This is a genomic window from Agrobacterium vitis, from assembly GCF_013426735.1.
Classification (GTDB): domain Bacteria; phylum Pseudomonadota; class Alphaproteobacteria; order Rhizobiales; family Rhizobiaceae; genus Allorhizobium; species Allorhizobium vitis_D.
Window position 1 is genome coordinate 297,370 of sequence record NZ_AP023274.1, and the last position, 25,386, is coordinate 322,755.

General features: G+C 56.2%; 21 protein-coding genes and 4 pseudogenes. 6 read left to right on the forward strand and 19 right to left on the reverse strand.

Annotated features, from left to right (window positions below):
- Positions 1–111: 111 nt before the first annotated feature.
- Together H1Y61_RS23525 and H1Y61_RS23530 are read right to left on the reverse strand one after the other, a co-directional pair.
- Complete coding sequence (locus tag H1Y61_RS23525; protein ID WP_180575301.1) at positions 112–1,140, reverse strand: IS110 family RNA-guided transposase; 1,029 nt, start codon at positions 1,138–1,140, stop codon at positions 112–114.
- 232 nt (positions 1,141–1,372) lie between these two features.
- Entirely contained in the window at positions 1,373–2,365 is a 993-nt protein-coding gene (locus H1Y61_RS23530; RefSeq protein ID WP_180575302.1) for a glycerophosphodiester phosphodiesterase family protein, read from the reverse strand.
- A 171-nt stretch (positions 2,366–2,536) separates the two neighbouring features.
- Here H1Y61_RS23530 and H1Y61_RS23535 point away from each other — a divergent pair.
- Positions 2,537–3,184 (forward strand): annotated as a pseudogene (locus tag H1Y61_RS23535) (IS6 family transposase); the annotation flags it as partial.
- A 172-nt stretch (positions 3,185–3,356) separates the two neighbouring features.
- Here H1Y61_RS23535 and H1Y61_RS23540 read toward each other — a convergent pair.
- The 10 genes from H1Y61_RS23540 to H1Y61_RS23585 form a co-directional block, all read right to left on the reverse strand.
- Complete coding sequence (locus H1Y61_RS23540; RefSeq protein ID WP_180575303.1) at positions 3,357–4,355, reverse strand: GlxA family transcriptional regulator; 999 nt, start codon at positions 4,353–4,355, stop codon at positions 3,357–3,359.
- Between the two features lie 53 nt (positions 4,356–4,408).
- Complete coding sequence (locus H1Y61_RS23545; RefSeq protein WP_180575304.1) at positions 4,409–5,407, reverse strand: 4-hydroxyproline epimerase; 999 nt, start codon at positions 5,405–5,407, stop codon at positions 4,409–4,411.
- Between the two features lie 19 nt (positions 5,408–5,426).
- Positions 5,427–6,284 (reverse strand): ABC transporter permease, encoded by an 858-nt coding sequence (locus H1Y61_RS23550; RefSeq protein ID WP_174113517.1) that lies wholly within the window; start codon positions 6,282–6,284, stop codon positions 5,427–5,429.
- The gene (locus H1Y61_RS23555; protein WP_180575305.1) at positions 6,281–7,129 is read right to left on the reverse strand and encodes an ABC transporter permease; all 849 of its coding nucleotides are present in this window, start codon (positions 7,127–7,129) and stop codon (positions 6,281–6,283) included. Before H1Y61_RS23555 ends, H1Y61_RS23550 begins: the two co-directional genes overlap by 4 nt.
- Positions 7,130–7,140: 11 nt before the next feature.
- Entirely contained in the window at positions 7,141–8,232 is a 1,092-nt protein-coding gene (locus H1Y61_RS23560; protein ID WP_180575306.1) for a quaternary amine ABC transporter ATP-binding protein, read from the reverse strand.
- Between the two features lie 91 nt (positions 8,233–8,323).
- Entirely contained in the window at positions 8,324–9,175 is an 852-nt protein-coding gene (locus H1Y61_RS23565) for a glycine betaine ABC transporter substrate-binding protein (RefSeq protein ID WP_180575307.1), read from the reverse strand.
- Between the two features lie 79 nt (positions 9,176–9,254).
- Positions 9,255–10,601, reverse strand: a complete 1,347-nt coding sequence (locus tag H1Y61_RS23570; RefSeq protein WP_180575308.1) for an NAD(P)/FAD-dependent oxidoreductase — start codon at positions 10,599–10,601, stop codon at positions 9,255–9,257.
- On the reverse strand, positions 10,598–12,115 hold the full coding sequence (locus tag H1Y61_RS23575; RefSeq protein ID WP_180575309.1) for an aldehyde dehydrogenase: 1,518 nt from the start codon (positions 12,113–12,115) through the stop codon (positions 10,598–10,600). The genes H1Y61_RS23570 and H1Y61_RS23575 overlap by 4 nt, the downstream gene beginning before the upstream one ends.
- Positions 12,108–13,019, reverse strand: a complete 912-nt coding sequence (locus H1Y61_RS23580) for a dihydrodipicolinate synthase family protein (protein ID WP_180575310.1) — start codon at positions 13,017–13,019, stop codon at positions 12,108–12,110. Before H1Y61_RS23580 ends, H1Y61_RS23575 begins: the two co-directional genes overlap by 8 nt.
- Complete coding sequence (locus tag H1Y61_RS23585) at positions 13,016–13,726, reverse strand: GntR family transcriptional regulator (protein ID WP_174113523.1); 711 nt, start codon at positions 13,724–13,726, stop codon at positions 13,016–13,018. The genes H1Y61_RS23580 and H1Y61_RS23585 overlap by 4 nt, the downstream gene beginning before the upstream one ends.
- 403 nt (positions 13,727–14,129) lie before the next feature.
- Here H1Y61_RS23585 and H1Y61_RS23590 point away from each other — a divergent pair, with 403 nt between their 5' ends.
- Positions 14,130–14,849 carry a GntR family transcriptional regulator gene (locus tag H1Y61_RS23590; protein WP_174113524.1) on the forward strand — a complete coding sequence of 240 codons (720 nt, stop codon included), beginning with the start codon at positions 14,130–14,132 and terminating at the stop codon, positions 14,847–14,849.
- A gap of 75 nt (positions 14,850–14,924) precedes the next feature.
- On the opposite strand, the pseudogene H1Y61_RS23595 reads toward H1Y61_RS23590, so the two are convergent.
- Positions 14,925–15,921, reverse strand: a pseudogene (locus tag H1Y61_RS23595) (IS5 family transposase).
- A gap of 219 nt (positions 15,922–16,140) precedes the next feature.
- A protein-coding gene (locus H1Y61_RS23600) for an IS5 family transposase (protein ID WP_409364010.1) occupies positions 16,141–16,975 on the reverse strand; the annotation gives its coding sequence in 2 pieces (ribosomal slippage) (positions 16,141–16,869 and positions 16,871–16,975; 834 coding nt in all).
- A gap of 149 nt (positions 16,976–17,124) precedes the next feature.
- Between H1Y61_RS23600 and H1Y61_RS23605 the strand changes: the two genes are divergently transcribed.
- Entirely contained in the window at positions 17,125–18,015 is an 891-nt protein-coding gene (locus H1Y61_RS23605) for a LysR family transcriptional regulator (protein WP_180575312.1), read from the forward strand.
- Positions 18,016–18,197: 182 nt separating this feature from the next.
- Here H1Y61_RS23605 and H1Y61_RS26785 read toward each other — a convergent pair.
- The 4 genes and pseudogenes from H1Y61_RS26785 to H1Y61_RS23620 form a co-directional block, all read right to left on the reverse strand.
- Positions 18,198–18,327: pseudogene (locus H1Y61_RS26785) on the reverse strand (IS6 family transposase); the annotation flags it as partial.
- Between the two features lie 6 nt (positions 18,328–18,333).
- A pseudogene (locus H1Y61_RS23610) lies at positions 18,334–18,618 on the reverse strand (transposase); the annotation flags it as partial.
- Positions 18,619–18,642: 24 nt separating this feature from the next.
- On the reverse strand, positions 18,643–20,121 hold the full coding sequence (locus tag H1Y61_RS23615; protein WP_180575313.1) for a UdgX family uracil-DNA binding protein: 1,479 nt from the start codon (positions 20,119–20,121) through the stop codon (positions 18,643–18,645).
- Positions 20,118–21,350 carry a putative DNA modification/repair radical SAM protein gene (locus H1Y61_RS23620; protein ID WP_174113751.1) on the reverse strand — a complete coding sequence of 411 codons (1,233 nt, stop codon included), beginning with the start codon at positions 21,348–21,350 and terminating at the stop codon, positions 20,118–20,120. Before H1Y61_RS23620 ends, H1Y61_RS23615 begins: the two co-directional genes overlap by 4 nt.
- Positions 21,351–21,536: 186 nt before the next feature.
- On the opposite strand from H1Y61_RS23620, the gene H1Y61_RS23625 reads away from it, so the two are divergent.
- Positions 21,537–21,800 (forward strand): hypothetical protein, encoded by a 264-nt coding sequence (locus tag H1Y61_RS23625; protein WP_174113750.1) that lies wholly within the window; start codon positions 21,537–21,539, stop codon positions 21,798–21,800.
- 11 nt (positions 21,801–21,811) lie between these two features.
- Positions 21,812–22,447 (forward strand): nucleotidyl transferase AbiEii/AbiGii toxin family protein, encoded by a 636-nt coding sequence (locus tag H1Y61_RS23630; RefSeq protein ID WP_235680970.1) that lies wholly within the window; start codon positions 21,812–21,814, stop codon positions 22,445–22,447.
- A 486-nt stretch (positions 22,448–22,933) separates the two neighbouring features.
- Here H1Y61_RS23630 and H1Y61_RS23635 read toward each other — a convergent pair whose 3' ends face one another.
- Positions 22,934–24,214 (reverse strand): 4-aminobutyrate--2-oxoglutarate transaminase, encoded by a 1,281-nt coding sequence (locus H1Y61_RS23635; RefSeq protein WP_180575508.1) that lies wholly within the window; start codon positions 24,212–24,214, stop codon positions 22,934–22,936.
- Positions 24,215–24,353: 139 nt separating this feature from the next.
- Between H1Y61_RS23635 and H1Y61_RS23640 the strand changes: the two genes are divergently transcribed.
- Positions 24,354–25,169, forward strand: coding sequence for a MerR family transcriptional regulator (locus tag H1Y61_RS23640; RefSeq protein WP_180575314.1), 816 nt, complete (start codon positions 24,354–24,356; stop codon positions 25,167–25,169).
- Positions 25,170–25,386 lie beyond the last annotated feature (217 nt).

Genomic DNA, 25,386 nt, shown 5'->3' on the forward strand with positions numbered 1-25,386 from the left:
GTGCTCAAAGGCACTCTGTTGCAAGCTGGTTGTCCCGATCCCGTCTCACGACCGTTGCGCCAAACGACTCCTTGCCCTCTTTTGCTCCGACGCCCTCGCGACCGAAGACGCTTACGCGGCTGCGGCCGGAGACTGGTAGACGCTGCCTCGAACCATCAAAGCCCAGACGATCCGCGCCATTTTGTTTGCCAGTGCGACCCGCACCAGCAGTGGCGGCTTGCGCGTCAGCATTGCGCCCAACCAAGTGCCGGGTCGCGCTTCGGCATGGACGCGCCGCTTTATGATGACACTATTGGCCCCGATGATCAGCAGGCGTCGTAGAGAGCGCTCGCCCATCTTCGTCGTTGACCCGAGCCGTTGCTTGCCGCCGGTGGAATGCTGCCGGGGTGTCAGGCCAAGCCAGGCTGCAAAGTCGCGTGCTTTACGGAAAGTCTGCGGCGGCGGAGCCAGGACTGCGATCGCCGTGGCAATCAGTGGGCCGATGCCCGGAACCGTCATCAGGCGCCGCGCCACTTCATTCTCCCTGGCTGTGTGTGCGATCTCGGCATCAAGTTTACCGATCTCCGCCTCAAGGTTCGTGAGCACCGTGACCAATACACCCAGCGTGGTGATCGCATCCGCTGGCAGGTCGCTTTCCGGACTTTCTATGATTGCAACCAGCCGCGATACGTTGGCTGCACCTTGCGGTACGATTTGTCCGAATTCTGCCAGATGGCCGCGCAAGGCATTGATGATTTGCGTTCGCTGCCGGATCAGAAGTTCGCGCACGCGGAAGCGCATTGCTGCGCCTTGAGTTTCCTCGCTTTTTACCGGAACAAAGCGCATCGTCGGGCGTGTCACTGCTTCGCAGATCGCCTCAGCATCCGCAGCATCGTTCTTCTGACGCTTCACGAAGGGCTTGACGTAGGCCGGCGAGATCAACCGGACCTCATGACCCAGGCGGCCAATCTCACGACCCCAGAAATGGGCCCCGCCACAGGCCTCCATCGCAACAATACACCGAGGCAACTGGCTGAAGAACGAAAGCACATGATCTCGGCGCAGCTTCCTACGCAACACAGCGCGGCCTGTCTCGTCAGCCCCGTGCACCTGAAACACATTCTTCGCCAGATCCAGCCCGACTGTGACAATCTTCGACATAACCGCTCTCCTGTGTGGACCCATGGAGACCCACCTTCGCACATTGAGGTCGTCGGAGGGCGGTTACATCATCAGAGCCTTCCTGACGAACCGCTGAAACACGTCTCGCCGCTCAGTTGGGAGCATATCAATCTCACCGGCATCTATTCTTGGGATACCGAGCAGCAGAAGCCGGATGGCTTCAGGCCGCTGCGACTTCCAGGCCGACTTCTTCGCGCGGCGTGACACGCAACTATTGTTTACGCCCCATGGCTGGTGCGAGCAGTTCAAGTTCATTTGTCATGAGCCCGCCAGACCAGTCATCAGGCAGCGACTTGAGGTCGGCAATTGTGTCGACGCCATTGGAATAGTTTCCGCCATGGTAGGGTCCGATAATGAACACCTCGCTGCCGGCGTCTCTAATCCGGTCAAGCAGGCGATAAGGCCATCCCCACATATCAGGCGCCATATTGATCGGAATGTAGACGACACCGTTTTTGCAGGGCGATGGCACTATGCTGGTCCATCCCCACTTCGCATACTCCTTCAGGCATGCCATCGCCGACACTCTGGTCGTTGTCTTCAAACCCGGCATCAATGCCTTAAGCTTTGCAATCGGGCGTTCTCCGCCATAGACGAAAAGCTTGTCGGTCACCTCCGCAGGAAAAGCCTTGAGGTAGGAAGCAAACAGATCTCCTTCCTTCGGATCATTGCTCTTGATGTTCACGAGAAAGCGTTTGCCTGGAAAGGTTTCCAGCACTTCTTTCACCGTCGGCATCAAGACTATCCCCTTGCCTCTGAACGGAAACGTCTTTCCGCCATCCGCCGTATAACCGTATCCGACATCGAGCTTTCGAAGGTCAGTCATCGCATGCTCGCGGGTGACACCATGGCCGTCTGTTCGGCAATCGAGGGTCCAATCGTGAAATACCGCAAATTCTCCGTCCGTCGTCGGATGAATGTCAAACTCGACGGCATCCGCACCCGCCTCGAAACTGGCTTTCATGGAGGCGATTGTGTTCTCGACGAAAACGTCGCCGGACGGCAACATTCGCGTTGCTGTGCATGTGTCAGATTTGACGTTCGTCATATCGTATCGAGGCGCGATCCCGCGATGTGCAAGAAGGATAGGCTCACCTGCTGGACGCGCGGCGAGAAGATTGGTGTTGAGAAGGAATATCGTCGATGAAACGACGGCAACCAGAATTAACAAACTAATCGAAATCTTCTTCAATGCTTTCGACATAACGGTTCGATCCCCAAACACACCGAAGCTCGTTACTGATCATGACCGATTTACGGCGAGAACGACCCCATCGAAACGATGTAAGTGGAAATTTTCCGCCAGTCCGTGATGCACGTTCATGCTTCGTGCTGTCTTAGCGTGTCTGTGGGAACAGACCTTGTTCCGACCTCTATGAGATATCCGTTGAGCTATCGAGACCTGGAAGAAATGTTCGAAGAGCGCGGCTTCGAGGTTGATCATAGCACGATAAACCGCTGGGTACTGAGCTATGCGCCGATGACCGAGAAGCGTCTTCGCCAGTTTCGCTGGCCGTATTGCGGATCGGTTCGGATTGACGAGACTTACGTTAGGATCGGCGGCAAATGGCGCTATCTCTACCGAGCAATCGATAAGCATGGCAATGCGGTGGATTTCCTGCTTTCCGCAAAGCGAGCTCTCGAAGCCGCCAAGCGGTTTTCCCGCAAGATGCTGAAAGATCGGCCTTTGTTGTCGTCGAACAAGATCGGCACGGATGGCGCCAATACCGTCTCTTCGGCGATCAGAACGTCGATTGAAGACGGGCTTCTACGGCCCGATCACGTGCATTATGTCACCAAGCACCTGCAACAAGGCATTGCGAGCGACCATTTCCGTGTGAAGAAGAACATGCCGAAGATTGGTGGCTTCCAATCCTTCAATACCGCGCGGCGAACGATTGCCGGTTTCGAGGCGATGCTATGGCTGAGGAGAGGCTTCGGTTTTTCCGGCGGATGGACAGTCAGCGATCAGAATGATTTGGTTGCGCGCCTCTTCGGACGTACAAAGGTTAACAAAACATGAAAATGGCGCCGTTCAAGGGATAGCTGCGGCATCTGTGGAAGTTTGCGACATGCCCATATCAGGAGCAGCGGTCATCTCAAACCGCGCTTACAGGCCGGAGACATGACTGCACCCGCCCCGCCAAGCTCAAACATCACCTCAAATCACCTTGCCAAACGGGGCCATCCAGACATTACAGTGCCGCTCGGATTGCTGTTCTTAAGCCAGTTGGCGATTGGCCGAACGTCTGAGCAAAGACCTTGGCGAAGTGCGACGCATTTCCGAACCCGACCTCAAGCGCAATTTCGACCAAAGGCGCTTTGGACTGGAGAAGAAGATGTTTTGCGCGCTCCAATCGCACTCTTCTATAGATCATTGCCGGAGAATTCTTGGTTTCGCTTATAAACAGACGTTCAAGTTGTCTTCTGGACAGGCCAACCGCTGCTGCCAGATCCTGGATCGGCAGATTACCCTCGATGTGCTGTTCCATCATAATGAGCGTCGCTCTGATCCTAGGATCGTTGCATTCGATGGACAGCGGTTTGCGTGTTTGAATGGCAAGGGCTGATCGGGCTTTCTCGATGTGAAGAACCTCGAGAGCATTTCTTTCGGCGTCCTTGCTGATGTGACGGCGAACGATCAACGCCGCCATGTCAGCGGCGCTACTCCCGCCCACACACGAGCCCCGTGTTCTGTCGAGATTGAAAATACGGTCGGAGCGAACCTGAAGATCGGGGAAACGCTCCCGAAATGCGTTATAATGCAGCCAGCTTACGCATGTGCGATGGCTTTTCATCAAGCCAAGTTCGGCCAGGATAAAAGAACCGGTGCAGACCCCAATCAGTTTGACGTTTTTTGTGGCGGCCTTTTTCAAAAATGCAGCCGTTTCCCGGTCGATTGGCTGTTCGTTGTTCAACAACCCGCCGACGACGACAATAAATTGAAACTGGCTCGGATCTTCTACCAAGTCTGAGGTCGGAGCGACCTGAACACCACAGCTGGAGGTGATGAGGTGCCGCGTGCTGCCGAGCACATCCCAGTCGGCCAGAACCCGACCCGAACGATCGAATTCATCGCTGGCGAGACGCAGCGTGTCCACGAACAATGCGAAAGCCGAAAGTGTGAATGATCTCGCGAGCACGAAGCCGATTTTCAGGCGGTCGACCGGGGCGTTGGTATCGGAGGGCGTCATTCTAAACTCCAATCGGGGCAGGCATGTATCGCGAGGTGCCTGTAAGCCCTACTTTATTTGATCTGGAAGCCGTGAGCCAGAGGATCTCGATCGTCCACGAAGATGGTGTTGTGACCAATGATCCGGGCCCATCCGCCAACGCTCGGCTTGATCCCCTTGAAGGAACCGACCATGACCTCTTCCTCGACCCGACCTTCGAAAACAGTGCCGATGATACTTTCCTGACGAAACGCCTCACCCACCTTCAATCGACCCTTGCCGTAAAGCTGTGCCATTCTTGCCGAAGTGCCGGTCCCGCCCGGGGAGCGATCAATGGCCTTGTCGCCGTAGAATACGGCTCCACGACCGTCTGACGCATCGCTTGTCGGTTTATCGCACCAGAGGGCATGATGAACGCCTCGAATCCGGTCATCGTCCGGATGCTGGGGATCGCAGATATCCGCCAATGCGTCCCGCAGCTTCACGCTGAGGTCTACGATGTCACTGCCGGACATGCCGTCGAGCCCCGACCACGATGCCTGCGGCTCCACCACGGCATAATAATTGCCGCCATAGGAAATATCGACAATAAGACGCCCGATGCCGGGAATATCAACCTCGACATCTGCTGCGTGGAGATAGCTCGGCACGTTGAACATACGAACGGATTCCACGAATGCACCGGGCTTTTCATAGTGTATATCCACCCGACCAGCCGGAGTTTCGATGGAAAGCTGTCCCTCGACTCTAGGTGTGATGAGGCCTTCCTCGACACCGGCTGTCACCAAGCCAATCGTACCAGCTCCGCACATCGGCAGGCATCCGCTGACCTCGATGAAAATGACTGCGAAATCGCAGTCGTCGCGGTAGGCCGGATAAATGATCGCGCCGGACATGATGTCATGGCCACGTGGCTCGAACATCAGGGCTTTTCGCACCCAGTCGTGGTCCCTGACAAACAGTTCCCGACGCTCAGCAATCGGCAAATGCGGTAGAAGTGGACCGCCTCCGGCAACGAGGCGAACCGGATTGCCGCATGTATGGCTGTCGATACAAAAGAAGCTGTGCCGCATGATCGTTCCTTATCAAGTGTCAGGTGCTGGCTGCGCCGGGTGTCCGGCCTCGCTGCAATGCGCCGCGTGACAGTCGATCAAGGAAAATCGCCACCGCGACGATCGCCAGTCCTGCCCGCAGGCCGAGACCCATTTCCATGCGGGTCAGTCCGCGTGTAACCTCGGCTCCCAAGCCGCCAGCCCCGACAAGACCGGCCAGAACAACAATGGCCAGTGACAGAAGAATGCACTGGTTTAACCCTACGAGCAGCGTGGGCGTTGCCGCAGGAATTTCAATCTTGAACAGGATGGCGCGCGGCGAGGCACCTGTGGCCTGTCCAAGTTCCAACAGGTCTTTGGGCACCTGATTGAACGCCAGCGTCGTGAGCCGCAACATCGGTGGTATGCCGTAGACGATCGTCGCGATGATCGCAGGGACCCGCCCGAGGCTGAAAATCATCACGGCGGGGATCAGGTAGACCCATGGTGGCACCGTCTGCATGATGTCGAGCAACGGGCGAATGATTGCCTCGACCCTTCGATGCCGGGACGCCAGAATGCCGAGCGGAAAGGCAATCATCACAGAGATACACACCGATACCGTGACCAGGGCAAGGGTCTGCATAGACGCCTCCCACAGACCTGACAAGACGCAGAAGGACAAGGCAATCGCGCTTGTTGCCGCCACGCGCATATTGACGAAGACGGCAGCCAGGGCAACGACGACCAGGATGACGGCATAGAAAGGCAAAAAGAGAAGAGCTGTTTCGATACTTCCAAGAACGGCTTCGATGACCTTTGTCACGATATCGAAAAAAGGATGGAAATTGGCGTTCAGCCAATCAACGACGGGGGCGAGATAGGCACCGGGAGAAAACCAAACTGTTTCCGGGGTCATGATTTCGTTCCCTTGCTACGGTGTGCCGCACTTTGTGTCAGTCGGTCGAGCACCATGGTCAAGATGACGATGGCAATTGCAGCATTGATCGAGGTTGCGATATTCAGCGTTCTGACGGCACTATAGATGGTTTCACCAAGCCCACCAGAACCGACGATACCGGCGATCACCACCATGCCGAACGCCATCATCAGGCTCTGGTTGATCCCGGCCATGACGCTCGGTATCGCGAATGGCAGTCTGATCTTGACGAACATCTGCCAGGACGTCAGGCCGTTGGCCTGTCCCAGTTCAATAAAATCATTGGGCGTTCTGCGAATGCCGAGAGATGTCAACCGGATCGCCGGTGGCATGGCGACAATGACCGTGGCAAGAAGGGCCGTGGCAGGTCCATATCCCATCAGTGCAATGGTTGGCAGAAGGTAGATATAAGGTGGCAGCGTCTGGATGAGATCGAGCACCGGCTCGACAATCTTGTCGAAGGCTTTGACGAAACCCGCCACGATACCAAGGGGAATGCCGATCACCAGCGCCATGAAGGTGGCGGTGATCACCAGCGCCAATGTGCTCATGGTCTCGGCCCAAAGACCCATGACCGCACAACCCAGCATGGCGACACCGATCAAAAGACCGGCCTTGCTGTTGATCAACCGCCATCCGAGAAGGGCTGCAATCAAGGCAACCACATAGAATGGCGCAAGCTGAAACAGCCAGAGAACGCCTCCATAGGTGCCTTCCAGCACCGCTCTGATCGAATCAAACAGCCATGAGGCATGATCGCTGATCCAGTTGAGCGTGTCGTCAATGTGTTCATCAAAGCTGTCTGTAATAACGGAGGTGTCCATGACATTGCCCCCTATGCCGCTGCGGTCGGCTGGGCCGGACTGCCTGCGACACCGCAGAGCAGGCCGCGCGTGGTGACAATGCCGATGACGTTGCCGTTCTCGGCAATGGCCACGGCATCGCGTTCAGACTGCATGGTCAAGGCGATCAGCGCACCAATATCCGCCTCCGGCGTGGCGCGCAAAAGCGTGTCGATGTCTGAGCCGGGATGATCACGCTTATAAACCTCAACCGGGATCATAACAGAATGCGCCTTGACCAGATGAACTCTGGAAATACCGGCGACGAACTCGGCGACATAGTCGTCTGCCGGTTGCGTAACGATCTCTTCTGCATTACCGACCTGAACGATAACACCGTCCTTCATGATGGCGATGCGATCGCCGATGCGGATTGCTTCTTCCAGATCATGGGTGATGAACACGGCGGATTTGCCAAGCGACTTGGTGAGTTGCCGGAATTCGTCCTGAAGCTGGCGACGGATCAGCGGGTCGAGCGCGCTGAACGGCTCGTCCATCAGAATGATCTCGGGGTCGGCGGCAATAGCGCGGGCAAGACCGACGCGTTGCTGCATGCCGCCCGACAGCTCGGAGGGATAGCGCGCCGTCCAGTCCGACAGGCCGACCTTGTCCAGCGCCGCACGGGCAGTCTTGTATCGCTCTTCCTTGCCGACACCTCTGACCTCCAGACCAAAGGCGGCATTCTCAAGCACGGTCCTGTTCGGCAACAGGGCCACGCTCTGGAAGACCATCCCGATATGGCGCGCGCGGATGTCGCGCAGCTGGGCGGCGTTCAAGGCAGAGATATCCTTGCCTTTGACCAGAATCGTGCCAAGGCTCGGTTCGATCAATCTGTTCAGAAGGCGGATCAGGGTCGATTTGCCGCTGCCCGACAATCCCATGATACAGAAAATCTCGCCGCGTCGAACCTGAAGGCTGGCATCTGAGACCCCAACGACGCAATCGTATTCCGTCAGGATCTGCTTCTTGGAGAGGCCCCTTGTCTTGACCGCCTCGACGGCGGCTTTTGACCGGGCACCGAATATCTTCCAGACAGACTGGCAGTCGATGAGGACTTCACTGGCATCATGCATTGACGTGGTCATCGCGTTCCCCGCGCGCCGGTATTGACCGGCATTCTCTTTTGTGGACGTCAGGGCCGGGCCGCCGCCATCACGAAAGCCCGGCCTTCTCATTTTATTCCGACTTGATGTTTTCCCAGCGCTTCAGGAGATCGGCATGGCTGTCCGTCCAGCTCTTGATGGCCTCATCCATGGTCTTACCGTCATTAACCGCGCTGTTGATTGCGGCGATGTCGGCAAGCGGCACATACACGCTGGCAATCACTTCACGCGCATGCGGGTTCTGAGCCGAGAAGCCCTTCTGCCCGATCCAGTAGTAGCTCTGCGCTGGCGGGAACACGCCCTTGGGGTCCTTGAGGAATTTGACGTCGTATTTCTGTGCCATCCATGATGGTTCCCAGATCGTCACGGCAATCCATTCCTTGCGGTCGGATGCAGACTTGAGAGCCGCCGTCATCGCAGCCGTGCTACCCTCGACGAGTTGAAGCTTAAGGCCGTAGTCCTTGACGGCGTTGGCCGCATCCTTCATCAGGCCCGAGCCTGGCTCGATGCCGACGATCTTGCCGCCGAACTTGTCGGCATTTTCGTTCAACTGTTCGACAGAGTCGATTGGGACGTATTTCGGAACAGCGATCGCCTGATACAGGCCGTGCGAGACCGGCGAGATTTTTTCCAGACGCTTCTTGTTCTTGTTCCAGTAATCCTGCGCGACATAATCGGTTTGCGACGCCAAAATCTGAACATCGCCCTTGCTCAATGCGGCATAGGCGATGCCCCATTCAGAGAAGGGTACGACTTTCACGGTGTAGCCGGAATCTTCGAGCACCTTCTTGGTGATGCCGGTGATCGGGGTGAGGTCTTCCCAAGACATCGTGCCGATGGTGACGGTTTTTTCTTCCGCATGTGCAGACAGGGCGGTCATTCCGACCATCGCCGCCGCGCAAAGTGCCTTCCACAGAGTCTTCATTTTTCGCTCCTAGTTTTACGTTCCCATTATCGTTGAAGCCTCGCGCTTAAGCGCGGTCTCCCCATTGCGCGGCGACGTTTTATCCCTCGCGGCCTGCACGCAATTCCTGCCATTTGATCACGGTGTTGGCACCGAGCCATGTGAAAGGCTCCGGTGGAAGCCTGCTCGGCTGTGCGTGATCGTTGAATTCTTCAAGATGTGTCGAGGTATTTCCGGTGGCGAGTTCCGCTGTCAGCATGCCAGCCAGCGTGCTTTTCACCGTGCCAAGGCCGTTTTCGCAGCAAGCCGAATACAGCCCTTCTTCCACCTCGCCGAAGGCCGGCACATGGTTGCGGGTGAGGCAAATACGGCCTGCCCAGCAATGTTCGAACGGCAGGTCCTTCAATGCGGGAAAACGCCTGTCCAGCGACACCCGATGTTCCCGAGCCATTTTTCGCAGACGTTGATCTGTCAGTTGCAGGCTGAAATCGTAGGTCCACTTGGTCCGCAAAGCGATGCGCGACTGGCCGTTCGATGTAATTTTCCGAACCGTTGCTCCCATGGGATCGGCAGGCAACAGAGCCCATCGATCATGCCCGCTTGCCTTGCGCCCGAAATCCTCTGCCGGGAACGGAGCCGTCATTGAGGCATAACCGAAGAAGTGCATGAGACGACCGTTGAAATGACCAAAGTCATTGATATGGCCGTTGACGCCCAGAATGACCTTGGGCGCAGAGACACTGCCCCGTGGTGAGGTCGCCTTCCATAGACTGTTTTCCCGCATCAGGGACGTGACAGGCGAGCGTTCGAAGATATCGACCTGCTGCCAAAGCCCGGCTGCGAAGGTGCGAATATAATCGGCGGGCTGGATGAGCACGGCCCCCGGCGTGTAGATGCCACCGAGGTAGAAATCGGTTCCGGTGATCTCCCGCATTTGTGCCGCATCGAGGAAACTGTGCTTCTCGCCCGCATTCAGCAGGGATTTGCCAAAATCCTCATTTAGCTTCATGCCGCGCTCGGTTGCCGCCGCATTGATCTTGCCGGACGGATCGAACGTCTCGCGTGACATTCCGTATTCCGCCGCAGCTTGCGTTGCGAAGGCAATCGCCGTGCGGTTCTGCGCCATTTCGATGCGGGTATCGTCGGTACTGCCGCTTGAATATTCGCCAGACGACAGGTCGTGCGGAACATCGATCATGAAACCGGAATTTCGTCCCGAGCCGCCTTTTCCCACTTCGCTTGCGTCGAGAATGACAATCTTGTCGTCTGGTCGAAGCTGTAGCAGACGACGGGCAGCGGAAAGACCCGCAAAGCCCGCACCGACAATCAGCCAATCCGCAGTCACGTTGCCTTCGAGGCTACGGAGGGGAAACGAACGCGTGCTGATCGCCTCCCAGCCGGAGACACCATTTTCAACGGGCAAACGTTTGACCGATATTTTGTTCATCGGATCGTCTCATCCACAGAACGCTCGGAAATATCGATCCAGATTGTCTTCAGTTCGCAATAATTGTCATGCGCGAAGATTGACTTGTCGCGGCCACCGAAGCCCGATTCCTTGTAGCCACCAAACGGTGTGGAGGCATCACCTTCGCCAAAGCAGTTGACGGTGACGAGCCCGGCACGAATGTCACGTGACAACCGGATCGCCTGACGCAGGCTGCCGGTATAGACCGATGCGGTAAGGCCGTAATTGGTGTCATTGGCCAGCGCGACGGCCTCGGCCAATGTATCGAAGGCGGTCACCGACAGGATCGGTCCGAAAATCTCCTCCTTGAACAGGCGGCTTGAGGGCGTGACCCCATCGACAACAGTCGGCTCAATATAAATGCCGCCATGCGTCGCCCCGCCATAGACAACAGAGAGCTTCTCTTTTTTGGCATCATCGAGAAACGATTTCACTTTTTCAAAGTGGGTTTTGCTGACGAGCGCCCCGATGCGGTTTTCCGGATCGAGCGGATTGCCGGTCTTCCATTCGCGCAGATAGGCACCGATCCGCTCTAGCAATTCGTCCTTGATCGTTCTGTCGACAATCAGGCGGGACGTCGCGGAGCAGTTTTCGCCCATGTTCCAGAACGCACCGTTAACGACCTGCTCGGCCACCAGATCGAGGTCTTCGGCATCGGCAAGAACGACGGCGGGGTTTTTGCCGCCGCATTCGAGAACCACTTTCTTCAGGTTGGAATCTGCCGCATAGCGCAGGAAGCGACGTCCGGTCGCCGTCGATCCGGTGAAGGCCACCATATCGACATCCATGTGCAGACCGATTGGCTCGCCGGCCTCCTTGCCGCCACCGGTGACGACGTTGAAGACGCCAGCCGGAATCCCTGCTTCAATTGCGAGTTCGGCGACCCGCAGCGTGGTGAGCGAGGTTTCCTGTGCTGGCTTGACAATGACGGAGCATCCCGAAGCCAGCGCCGGACCGATCTTCCAGGCCAGCATCAGCAGAGGAAAATTCCAGGGGAGAACGCAGCCGACCACGCCGATCGGTTCGCGTACCACCATTGCCAGCGCGTTTGGCCCGACCGGATTGGTATTGTCGTATAGCTTGTCGATGACTTCGGCATGGAAGCGGATGGTGTGGATCGTATCGGCCACATCGACTGTCTGGCATTCGCGCACCGGTTTGCCGCTGTCGAGACTTTCCATGACAGCCAGCTCGTGGCGGTTCTCTTCGATCAGCTTTGCCAGCTTCAACAGGGCAGCCTTGCGATCGCCGGGAGCTTGATGCCGCCAGCGGCCATCGTCGAACGCCTGTCTCGCCTTGGCAACCGCATCATCGACGTCGCTCACATCACAGGCGGCAATCTCCGCCAATGTCTCGCCAGTTGCGGGATTGATCGAGGTGAAGGTCTTGCCGGATTTTGCCGGACGAAATGCGCCGTCGATGAAAGCATTGGTCGGCAATTCAAGACTGGCAGCGATGGCCTTGTATTCGGCCACGGTCAAAGGTTCATGCATTGTTGGCTCCCGAGGTGATCTGGGCAACCGTGCGCTTCACTGTCGTGACGACGGTCTCAAGGATTCTTTTTTCTTGCGAATTCAGTGGCCGTAGCGGCGCGCGTACCGATCCGGTCTTCAGGCCGATCAGTTCACAGCCATATTTGATCGACTGAACGAATTTACCGCATTCGAGAAAATCCATCAGCGGCAGCATCGCGGTCATGATCGCGCGGCCCTTGTCGAAATTCTTCTCCAGAACGCAGGCTTCATAAAGCGCGACATGCTCGCGCGGCAGGAAGTTTGAGCCAGCGCAGACCCAGCTTTTTGCTCCCCAGGCGAAGAATTCGAGCGCCTGGTCGTCCCATCCACAAGACAGGCCGATATGCGGAAACTTCCGGGCCAGAAGGTGAAGGTTGGCCATGTCGCCAGAGCTTTCCTTGATCGCCACGACATTTTTGGATTTGCCAACCCGGGAGAAATACTCATCCCCCATCACCACACCCATACGGGCCGGATAGTTGTAGAGCATGATCGGCAGGTTCGCAGCGCGATCAACCGTCAGCGCATGGACGGCGTTCTCGCGTTCTGTCGGCAGCGCATAGGGCGGAGACGACACCAGGATGGCGTCGGCACCAATATCTTTGGCAGCAACGGCGTAGGCAACGGAATCTTCCGTTCTGGTTGCGCCCGTGCCGATGATCAGCGGAATTCTGGTTCCGATCACGTCTTTTGCATGGGCCGCAAGATCGAGGCGCTCCTGCGCGCTCTGGGCGTAATATTCACCCGTTGAACCGCCGACAATGATACCATGAACCTTCGCTTCGATGAGCGATTCAAGGACGGCCGCAAACCCTGCACGGTCGATCTGCCCATCGGGTCCAAGCGGTGTGACCGCCGGGGTGTAGATACCTTCGAATTTCATGATGATTTCTCCATCGATTGCATTGGCGTATCGACCAATGCGTCCGCCTTGAGCGCTTGGGGAGCGATGAACATTTCCATGTTCTCGCGTGACAATTCCCAGTGTTCGAACACGAGATCGACGACGGCGTCCTCGTCACGCGCGCTGATCGCGGCGATAAAACCGTCATGGTGTCCGACTGATTTTTGCAGCCGCTCATGCATGTCTGCATTGCGCGGTCGAAAGAAGGTATGGCCGATACGGCCGTGATCGATCAGCAGCCGGCCAAGGCTTGGCTGAAGGTATTCATTGCCCGACATCTCGCCGATGATCGCGTGAAACCGGTTGTTCGAAAGCGTCATGGCCAGAGCATCTTGCGCAATGCTCGCCTCGCGAAACCGTTCCTGGGTGATCTGAAGGTCGGAAAGCTGTTCGGGCTTGAAGTTCTGGACCGCAAGTCGCCCAACGGCGGCGTATATCATCGGTGCAACAAGGAAGAAGTGGCGTAGCGTCGAATGGTTCATCGGGATAACCCGCGCGCCCTTGTTGGCGCGGATATCGACATAGCCTTCCCCTTCCAGACGCCGGAAAATTTCCCTGACGGGCGTCCGCGAGAGACCGTATTTTTCACTCAGCGATACTTCGTCCAGATCCTCGTCCGGATCGAGTTCCATCGTCAGAATTTGGCGCTTGAGATCATCATAGAGCTCGCCTTTGCCACCCTTCATCCCAGTTCCCCGTCATCAACTTGTCCGCCCAATGGGCGCCGTTGGTTTATGACAACAAAATTTGCATGACGTCCGGGTTATGTCAACGATATTGTATTTTACAAGTACACAATTTTTTCAAACAAAAGAATACAGACCAGAAACTGTCATGAGGGACGAAGATAAATTTGCTGAGATGCCGTCAATGCGAAAGCCATGCGAAGCAACCGTTTCAGTGAGAACGGTGTCTTTGCATCCGCACCCTAAACATTGCCAATCAGAACCATGGAGGCTATGCCATGGCCTGCACCGCGATTTGTCCGTGCGTTGGCGTGTCGGCACGGGCAGGCGGACGCTGATTGATCTCCCGAATGGTCGCAAAGCGATTGAATTGCAATGACCTTACGTGTGACGAGGATGTGAAATGAAAGTCGGGAAGAGCAGTCTCTACGACGATCTCAAACGCCAAATTCTGACGATGGAACTCGATCCGGACGAGGATCTGGACGAAGTCAGCATCAGCGAGAAATATGGACTGTCTCGCACACCTGTGCGTGACATTTTCCGCCGTCTTGCGGGTGAAGGCTATATCGACATTCGAGAAAACAGAGGCGCTCGGGTCGCTCCCTTGAACCATTCGACGCTGCGTCACTTCTTCCTCGTCGCGCCGATGATATACGCGGCCATCGGTCGGCTGGCGGTTCAAAATTTCAAACCCAAGCAACTGTCCGAGCTGAGTGACACACAGGAACGATTTCGTGCCGCTAGCCACAACGCTGACACCCTGGCGATGGTTCTGGAGAATAATAGATTCCACGCCATCATGGGCGAAATGTCCGGTAACGTTTACCTGCAACCGAGCTTAAGACGTCTTCTCGTGGACCATGCCCGGATAGGGCAAACCTTCTTCCGTCCGCGAAATGATGACATGCAGCAGCGTCTTCGGTTGGCAACCCAACATCATGATGGCTTTATTGCATCCATTAAAAGCCATGATGAAAATGCTGTGGTTGATCTCGTTTTCCAGCATTGGGAATTGTCGCGGGAGAATATGGAACTGTATGTGGTGCCCGATAATATGAAGGCAGATTTACCTGTTAAATTTCGTAACTTGCCGGGAAATATGGGCATAGAAAAGGATTGAAGTTCCAATGCAGGTTAGCGTTGTCGTATGGCGTTTGTGCAGCGACAGGTGATCATTCGGTCTTTGATGCGTCACTTATTTAATTGCTCCCGCCGAGGCTTGGCGTTGAGCCAATTTCGGGCGTCCGCAGGCAAGCATTCGGTTCAAAATGGCGACGCCGATCGCAGATTCTGTCTGCTGCGCAAAGAGTGAACGAGCACGCATACGCAGCCCGATGATACCCTTGTATCGGCCGATCTCTGGTTCAACAATGGCCCGTTTGCTATAGCCGGTGGACGTCTGCCATCAGCCGACCATCGATCTGGATGGATGCTATGTGACCATCTCTCTGCCAGCATGCGTGGGCGTTGGGCCGTTCAATCGCGTTCGAGCGTGGTGGAATGACGACCCTTGCGCCTGGCTGTGACGAAGAACAGCGTCGTAGATTTGAGTACCATCATAAGGTCCATCGGCGTTGAATTGGTCGATTTCATCTTCGATCTGATCCAGTAACGGCTCCAGCTGCGAGGCATCGCCGGTCTCCTGATCTATCAGGCTATGGGCAATGATCTCGCCACTGTCGGCATCAACAGCCAGATGCAGTTTTCGCCAGCCACGCCGGGACGTTGCGTCACGCTTTTCTTCCAGCCATTGGCCCGCACCATAGATCTTCAGCCCAGTGCTGTCGCACCAGCACATGAATGGTTCCGTCCGCAACAGGCTGACGGTCGTTGCTTCTGTCAGATGGCCTCCATGTTCTGGCCTTCCTACTCAGCGTGGTGGTATCGGGCACAGGCAAATCCAATCGCATCATATCAAGCACCGAACTCAGAAGCCCTTCGCTCTGGCGCAACCGTAATCCGAACACCATATCCAGCATCAGCGTCGTTTCGATCGCCATATCCGAATAGAGTGGCTGGCCACCAGGTGTCTCGCGACGTGGAGCTGCCCAGCCCGCCAGCGCCTCCGGCGTCATCCAAAGGGTCAAGCTGCCACGACAGCGAAGCCCTGCCTCACAGTCCGCCCAGTTCGTTACCTTGAACTTCATCTTATCGATGTGATGGCGGCGGGCGGCGTAATGTTTGTGCAGCATGCTGGGTGTGGGATCAATCAAGCTATTTTTGATCCTTGTCGCATAGATGCAGAACGTTGAAATATGGCCTGTGCACCAACTCCCTTCACGAAATGTATTTTGAAGTACAGTTTCGCTCCAACGCCCAACAACCTGGGTGAGGAATTCGTCAGTGTATTCGCCATAAAGATATGTAATGCTCCTCCGCGGATTGGAATTAGGGTCTGACTCGAAAAGCCCTCAAGGATATCGATACCTTGCGAGCCGTCTGGTTATGAGGCGACTGTGGGCGATCATGATCCAGGCTTCTGAAGAGGCAATGGATTTTTCGACATCCTTTGCCAGTCTTCGGCATCTGCCGAGCCAGGCGAAGGTCCGCTCGACCACCCATCGACGCGGCAGAACCTCAAAGCCTTTCGCCTTGTCGGAGCGCTTGATGATCTCAATCGTCCAGCGCCCGATCTTCTTCAGTCGCCGCTTCAACTTATCACCCGCATAGCCGCCATCGGCGAAGACGTGCAGCAACCATGGCCACCTGTGGCGGATGGATTTCAGGAGATCGGGAGCACCGTCGCGATCCTGGACATCGGCACCATGCACAATGAGGCCGACCATCAGGCCGAGCGTATCGACAATGATGTGGCGCTTGCGGCCTTTGGTCCGCTTGCCCGCATCATAGCCCCGGATGCCGCCGCTTTCCGTGGTTTTGACGCTCTGACTATCGATCACACCGGCCGTCGGACTTGCCTCCTTGCCCTCCAACTCGCGGGCCTCCATCACCAGCCGATGATTGATACGTGGCCAGAGCCCCAACGCCCGCCATTCATAGAAATAGCGCTGGACGGTCGAGCAGGGTGGAAAATCCTTCGGCAGCATGCGCCACTGGCAGCCGGTCATGGCGATGTAAAGCAAAGCGTTGACGACTTCGCGCAAATCAGTGGTGCGAGGGCGACCCAGGCGGCGGGGGGGGCGGTAGAAAAGGCGCAACCAGTGCCCATTCCCGATCTGTCATGTCGCTTGCATAGCGTGACGTCCGCCGGGCATAGTGCCGACGGGTGATTTCTGTCCAGGCCATTGTGAACTCCATCGAATCTTCGCAAATCCGAAGGAAGCATTACCTCTTGAAATCACCCACCTCTTTTTGAGGCTGCCTCTAAGAAATGTGGTATTGCACAACAAATTTTCGGTTGTATTTAAAAATAAAGATTTTCAAGGAATGCGCTAATGGATCGATTTACCGCGTTGAAAGTATTTTGCGCAGTTATCGAAGCTCGAAGCTTTACTAAAGCTGGAAATAATATTGGACTCTCGCGTCCCGCGATCAGCAAGAATATTCGCGAGCTTGAGGCCCATGTTGGGGTGACCTTGGTCAATCGCACCACGCGCGGTGTCATGCCCAGCGAGGCAGGATCGCGATATTACCAGATTGTGAGCGAGCTTTTATGGCGTCACGAACAAGCCGATGAAGTTGCCAGCCAGAGCGGGGCAGAGCTTCGCGGGACCTTACGCGTGACCATGCCTGTGACATTGGGACTGCATCTGATCCTTCCGGTCCTTCCGCAGTTCAATGAGGAAAACCCCGAATGTTCGCTGGATCTTTGCCTCAGCGAAGAGAGGCAGCAACTTGTTGAGGGAAATTTCGACGTGGCTGTGCGGGCCAGTCAACGCCTGGAGGATTCGACGCTGATGTCGCGCTGCATCGGCTCGGTGACCTATGCCATATGCGCAGCGCCCAGTTATGTGCAGAAATCGCAAAGCCTCAAAAGCCCGAAGGATCTAGAGGATCATCAACTCGTGGTGCACGGTGCCAATATCGGCGACCAGAAATGGCGCTTTTCCGCTCAGGGGGAAAGTTGCGATGTTAGCGTCCGTGCTCAGCATAAATCGAATTGTAGCGAGGCGATCAAATCGCTGACCATGGCAGGTATGGGCATTGCTCGTATCCCGCGCCCCTATGTGTCCCGAGAGCTTGCGGAAGGACGCTTGGTGGAACTGCTCTCCGACTGGACCATGGAACCGCTGACGATATATGCCATGTACCCGCAGAGCAATTTCCTGCCACGGCGCACACGTCTGTTCATCGACTTCATGTCACGTGCCTTGAAAGTGTACTAGGTGTAAGTTCTCAGGATATAGCCGTTGATTATCGGCAGAGTCTGACCCAGTTTGTAACTTCGCCACGATCCAAGCTCTACTAGGAAGAGCTTTTTAGTAGGAGCGGCGTCGTAAAGTTGACAGCCGCGAGGCAAAAGCGTTACGCACGCCGCGTGCACTGCTCATGCCCGAGTGATCTTCGTTCAGAGGTTCATCGCCGCTGTGCGCAGTTCGCGATGATTGTTGGGGTATGTCGTGGCGCAGGATGTGGAAGAGGTTGGCAATCGCATCATGGACGGAAACGAAGCGTTGCAGATGCCGTTTTGTCTTGAAGTCACTTCATGATCCACTCTCGCTGGCTTCAGCGGAAGCGATTGATTTTTCCCAATCCTTTGCCCTTCGTCTGCATCGGCCCAGCCAGGCGAATGTGCGCTCCACGACCCCGCGACGCGGGACGACTTCGAAGCCTTTTGCCTTGTCTCTTCGCTTGACGATTTGCAACGTGAACTTCGCGACCTTGCTCAATGCGGCCCGCAGCTTCGGACCGGCATAGCCGCCATCCGCAAAGATGTGCCTGAGCCACGGCCAGCGTCTGAGAACGGTTTTGAGAGCCTGACGTGCACCCACCGGGGCAGTTCTCAGTGAAAATCAACAAACAAGTCTACCGATCTGGCTTATATCCTCTCGAAAACGCGCGAGTTCTTCGTTTCTCTTGAACTCGTCCGGAATACGCAGCAGGTAGGACGGATGAACGGTCACGAATAGATGTAGCGTGTCGTCCATGACAATTGGCCGGCTGCGGACATCCTCCAAGCGGTCCTTTCGATCCGTGAGCGAAAACAGCGCGATTGCGCCCATGGCGACAATCAGCTTGGGTTTCACCATATCGATCTCTTGGGTGAGCCACCATCTGCATTGCTGCACCTCTGCGATATTCGGGCGCTGATGGATGCGGCGCTTTCCCCGTGGCTCATACTTGAAGTGCTTCACCGCGTTGGTGACGTAGAGCGCGCGCCGGTCCAGGCCTGCCTGCGCCAGAGCCTCGTTGAACACGCGGCCCGCCGGTCCGACGAATGGCCGGCCTGCGAGATCTTCCTGGTCTCCCGGCTGTTCTCCAACGACCATGATCTTTGCATCGACAGGCCCTTCGCCGAACACGGTCTGTGTTGCCCGGCAGGAGAGATCACATCGATTGCAGCGTCGCGCGTCCTGACGCAGCGCATCTATCGTGTCCGCTTCGGCCACTGGCGCTGCCGGCACGCGCGCAGCGGCGTCCTGGAGGCGATGATGGAAAAGGAGCGGTTCGCTGGCTTGCCGACGCGCCATATCGATCAGCTTGGCTTCCGTCCCGGCGATCAGGCCGGGAATAAGCTCTGCCTCCGGGAGGTTCTTCCAATATTTCTTTGGCATCTCCGTCATCATCATCTTCACCTTCAAGCGGGCAGGATTGAAGATGGATGCATAATATATGCGCCAGAGACCGTCGGTTTCATCGCGGATATCGGGCTTTACTGCTGGCTCGGTCGACGTCAGAAGTGTCTGGCCATCCCAGGAGGCGGACCCGCGGGGCGTCAAAATAATCCAGTCCATGTCATTGAAACGACGCTGGAAAAACGGCGCGACGCGCGCTAAGATAAAGTGGTCAGGCTCAAACCAGGCGACAAAGCGCCGCCGACCTGCAACACCAACAGGCAGTGGCACTTCCTTGAAGCGCAAGAAGGCCGTCATCTTATGATAATCGCGGGCCACTGACTTCTGCATCCGGTACGCCAGCGCCACATCGGCATCCGTCTTCACCTCAAGAAGATGGCGTTCCCGCCTCAACCGAAAGAGAAGGCGATAAAGCAAAGCGAAGCGGCCGGGATCGGAATGACACACAACGGCTTCTGCGAGCCGAAGGAAGGTTGCCGGCACGGACATCTGTGCCGTTTCACCTGTGTGTTCGGCCGGGCTTGTCGTGCTGCCCTCTTTGGATCGGCTGGCATCCGCACCAAACAACCCCTGCTCATCACCGATAAGCCGCCAGTCGATTGCCTTTGGTTCGATGCCAGCTTGCAAGCACCGTCGCGCGGCCTCGCGCCATTCAGGCAGATCACCGCGGCCTTCGAGAAAGCAGGTCTCAGTCATAATAACGATAATTGCTCCGGCTTTGGCATGAACATCGCCCGCAAGTCGGCACGATCGATCAAGCGATGCGGCGTCCAGCCCTCAGCAGTGATGAACGGCTGGACTTTTTTGAGCGACACGCCGAGACGCCCGATATCCTCAAGCCGCAGCCGCTTGAACCGCCGTGTTGAGAGAATGGATGTGACGGTCTTTGTGCCGAAGCCCGGCACACGCAGAAGCGCTTCCTTGTCGGCGAGATTGATGTCGACTGGAAATCGATCACGATGGCCAAGCGCCCAGGCGAGTTTCGGATCGAGGTCGAGATCGAGCATGCCGTCTGGCCGTGCCGCCGTGATCTCTGCGATGCCGAATCCATAGAAACGGTAGAGCCAGTCTGCCTGATACAGTCGATGCTCCCGCATCAGCGGCGGCTTGATCAGCGGAAGGTTTTTTGACGAATCCGGGATCGGGCTGAAGGCGGAATAATAGACACGCTTCAAGCCGTAGCTGCCATAGAGCCTGGCACTGGTGCCAAGGATGGTCGCATCGTCGGCAGCGTCGGCGCCGACGATCATCTGGGTGCTTTGCCCGGCGGGCGCGAACCTCTTTCGCCGCTTGGTCTGTAGGGTCGGGTCGGCCATTTCTTCGATCTTCAAGCGCAAATTGCCCATCGACTGGCGAATATTGTCGGGCCGCTTTTCCGGTGCGAATTTCCCGATGCCCGCATCGGTCGGCAATTCGATATTGATCGAAAGGCGATCAGCATAGAGCCCGGCTTCCTCAATCAGTTGGGCCGACGCCTCGGGAATAGATTTGAGATGAATGTAGCCATGGAAATTATGTATCGTGCGCAATTCGCGGGCGATGCGGACCATCTCCTCCATTGTGTAATCGGAAGAGCGGATGATGCCAGAGGACAGAAAAAGACCCTCGATGTAATTGCGGCGATAGAATTCGAGCGTCAGCCAGATGACGTCCTCGACCGAAAACCTTGCTCGCTCAACGTTGCTGGACGATCGGTTGATACAATACGCACAGTCGTAAATACAGAAATTTGTCATCAGGATTTTAAGGAGAGAGATGCATCGCCCATCCGGCGCATAGGCATGGCAGATCCCGGAGCCCTCCGTCGATCCCAGCCCGCCCGCGGCTGCCGCGTTCCGCTTTGTCGTTCCGCTGGAGGCGCAAGATGCATCGTATTTTGCGGCATCCGAGAGGATAGCGAGGCGTTCTTTGAGTGACTTTTTCATAGAATGTTCACTAAATGTTCTGATCGTATCTGTCAATATTTGCGCGGTTCACAGTTCGATATCCTAGCGTGAGGCTCCGACCCCGTTTCTGCACAACTGATAGCCCGAAGGCCATGCGTTTGCGGTGTTTCTTGCGTTTTTAACGGATAGGTCTTATATAGTTGATTGGAAATGGTGGTGATAACGATGTCGAGCGTTGCGTTTAAGGTACTGTCGACTGTGAACGCCCCTTACGGGACGGACCTTTCGGCTGCGCAACTCGCATGCAAGATTTCCGATTTCGCGAGTGTTGAGAATTTTGATGCTTCCGCATTCTCATTCTATTCCGAAGTGAAGGCAGACCTCCAGCAACAGTTTCTGGATGAGATGGACATTGATCACGGAGTTGCATCGGAGATCGCCCAAAAATTCTCGCAGCTTGCCGGATACCCGCTCGCCCTAGCCGCTTGAGGGCTGGGCTGATGAGCCAATGGGAAAGCCTCTTCGACCAGTGCGTGTCGATTATCAATCAGGCGAATTCGTCATTCAAAATCCTCGATAGCTGGACGTTCGGCGGAGGCACCGCTCTCATGCTCCAGATCCGCCATCGTGAAAGCTTCGACATCGATATTTTCATCGATGATCCGCAGGTCCTCCCATATCTCAATCCGACAACGCAAGGCTACACCCTGCAGGCCAACCCAGATGAATATGTTTCCGATGGGACGCATGCGCTCAAGATCGTGTTTGCGGGCATTGGTGAAATTAACTTTATTTGTGCCTCAAGCCTGACCGACAATCCGGCATCCCGTGTGACGGTGCGGGGGAGCAATGTTGATCTTGAGACGCCGGGCGAGATTATCGTCAAGAAGGTTCACTATCGAGGCGCCTCTCTTCAACCACGCGACATGTTTGATATTGCTTGCGTCGCCAAGGCATATGGCGACACTTACGTTATCGAAGCTCTCCTGCCATTCAAAAACAAGGCCACCGCTGCCTTGGCAGTGGCGGAGCGAATGGATGCAGGTTTCGCTCGCGCGGTTATGGGAAACTTCAGTACAGAGAGGGATATGCGGATATCCCGAAAACGGCGCAGGCAACGACAATCTCGCTTCTGAGAGCGGTGAGCGAGTACGCGCCAGCGACGTCGGCCACTCCTTCCTCTGCGTCCCCGCTTCCTCTGCGTCCCCGCGCTGATTTCTCAGGGGCCTGGGGAACGGTGGAGCGCTGCATTGAGGCAGGCCGCTATAGTGTTACAAGCCGGATAGGTTGGGTGCTCGAGTGCCATTTCGTTGAGCCCAACGTGAAACCGGAAAAACCGATGCATCCACCCTCTCTATCGCGTCCGGTTAACACGGCTCGTCAGTACATTGAACAGGTTCTGCGTCAGACTTTCCATCGAAGATGCATTTCATTTGTAATCTGGCGGCCTTGTTTTATTATTTATTATTTGTGCCAAGCCCAGACACTGTTGATTTGCACTGGCAGCTGACCTTGGATCTCCGGTCAGCTGCCACATGCAAATCAATAGGCTGGGTGTTCAGTTTTCCCAAGCCAGCTCTGATCCCTCAGGCCTGAACGGGCGCCTGCCGGACATCATAGCGTCAACTATCCCTGGAGCAGGCGCGCAATGTCTCTTCAAGGATATCGAGCGCTTCGCTGAAGGTTTTCTCGTCGATCGTCAGGGGCGCCAAAAAGCGGATGACATTGCCATACACACCGCAGGTCAGAAGAATCAGCCCTTTTTCCAGGGCCATGGTCCGCACCTTGTTGGTGAAATCGGCATTCGGTGTCTTGGAACCGGGCAGGTTGAATTCCACGGCGTTCATGAAGCCGGGACCGCGGATGTCGGCGATCTCAGGCACGGCATCGGATAGCGAATGAAGTCTTTGCTTAAGGCGGTTGCCGAGCGACGTGGCGCGATCTGCCAATTGCTCTTCCTCGATTACATCGAGGACGGCATTGCCGGCTGCAATGCCAATCGGATTGCCGCCATAGGTGCCGCCGAGACCACCTGGGCCCGGTGCGTCCATGATGTCCGCCCGGCCAGTGACCGCCGCGATGGGGAAGCCGCCGCCGAGGCCCTTGGCCATTGTGGTGATATCGGCAACGACGCCGAAATGCTCCATGGCGAAAAGCTTGCCGGTGCGCGCAAAGCCTGTCTGGACTTCATCCGCGATCAGCAGGATACCGTGCTTGTCGGCAATCTGGCGCAGCTTCTGCATGAAAAGTCGGGGTACTTCGTAAAATCCACCTTCGCCTTGCACGGGTTCGATGATGAAGGCTGCAACGCGCTCCGGATCGACATCAGCCTTAAAGAGCTTGTCAAGCACAGCCAACGAATCCTCCACCGTCTGACCATGCAGTTCGACTGGGAAGGGGACATGGAAGACATCCGGCATCATCGCCCCGAAGCCGACCTTGTAGGGGGTAACCTTGCCGGTCAACGTCATGCCCATGAAGGTGCGTCCATGGAAGGCGCCGGTGAAGGCAATGACCGCAGAGCGATTGGTTGCCGCCCTGGCGATCTTGACGGCGTTCTCGACCGCCTCGGCGCCGGTCGTCACAAAAATTGTCTTCTTCTCGAAATTTCCCGGCACTGCCTGGTTGAGGCGCTCGGCAAGGCGCACATAGTTCTCATAGGGGATGACCTGATGGCAGGTATGGGTGAAGCAATCAAGTTGCGCCTTGACAGCAGCGATCACCTTGGGATGGCGATGACCGGTATTCACGACGGCGATCCCGGCCGCAAAGTCAATATAACGGCGGCCTTCGACATCCCAGATCTCGGCATTTTCGGCCCGTTCGGCATAGATCTGGGTCGTCACGCCGACGCCGCGGGAGATGGCATTCGTGCGGCGTGCCGCGAGTTGCGAATTCTGCATTGAAAACACCTTCGAGCCTGGGGTTATCGGAAGTTGCAAGGATAATGTCGAAAAATCTCTACATTTTTTCGGTAGACTTGCAATGCCCATCACACAGCCGTTAGAAAAAACAACGCACTTAAGTCATGCTGGAAATACGATGCAAAACACCCACCTTAAAATCGCCGAGGCTGCCCGGATGTCCGGTGTTTCGCAATCGACTCTGAGGCTATGGGAACAGCAGGGGCTGATCGAGCCAGCCCGTACGCCATCGGGGCAGAGGCTTTATGATTCTGCTGTTCTGGAGCGCATTGCCAGGATTGCCTGGTTGCGGAGCCAAAGAGGGCTGAACCCGGCTGCCATCAAAGAGGAACTGGGGAATCCTGAAACAGGCCAGAAGGGGTTAGACGTGGCTGAACCGGTGACGGACACGGCGGCAATTGGCACGAGAGTTCGGCAAATGCGCAGGCTGTCACACCAAACCCTGGACGCGGTGGCCCGGGCAACAGGAGCCTCTGTCTCGCAGCTTTCGACGTTCGAGCGCACATCTCAAGGTATTTCCATCACGGTTCTTCACGACCTCGCCAAGCACTTCGGCACGACGGTTGCCGATCTGAACGGTCATCCAATCCAGCAACAGAGCGCGTCAGTGGTGCGTGACGGCGAGTGGATGACGTGGCCGACGACATCGATGGGTGTTTCCATCCATTCGCTTGCCGCCGGGGCGCGGCAGATGGAATGCCATCGGTTTGATTTGGCGCCCGGCGCGTCCAGCGAAGGTGCTTACCGGCATGAGGGCGAGGAATTTATCTTCGTTCTTGCGGGAGCGCTGCAAATCGTTCTCGACGGAGACCAGTTTTATGACCTTCGGACCGGCGACAGTTTTTACTTTGAGAGCAGCCGTCCGCATTCCTGGCGCAATCCGGCGGACGTGCAGGCCACGTTGATCTGGATTAATACCCCGCCCACCTTCTAGTGGGGTCCTTAAGACTCCGACATTTGCTCTCGAGGGTGCTGGAGACGGAGGCAAATGTCGGAATCGGACCACTGGTGCATCGATCCAAACTCGGCTGAAGCCTCCGTTTGGATCGATGCATAACCAAAAGACGGGTGAACGACAGCATGAACGAAGTGAATGCGTCAGTGCACTAGGTTTCTTCTCCCTAACGGCTCTGTGACTGACTTTGTTGGCT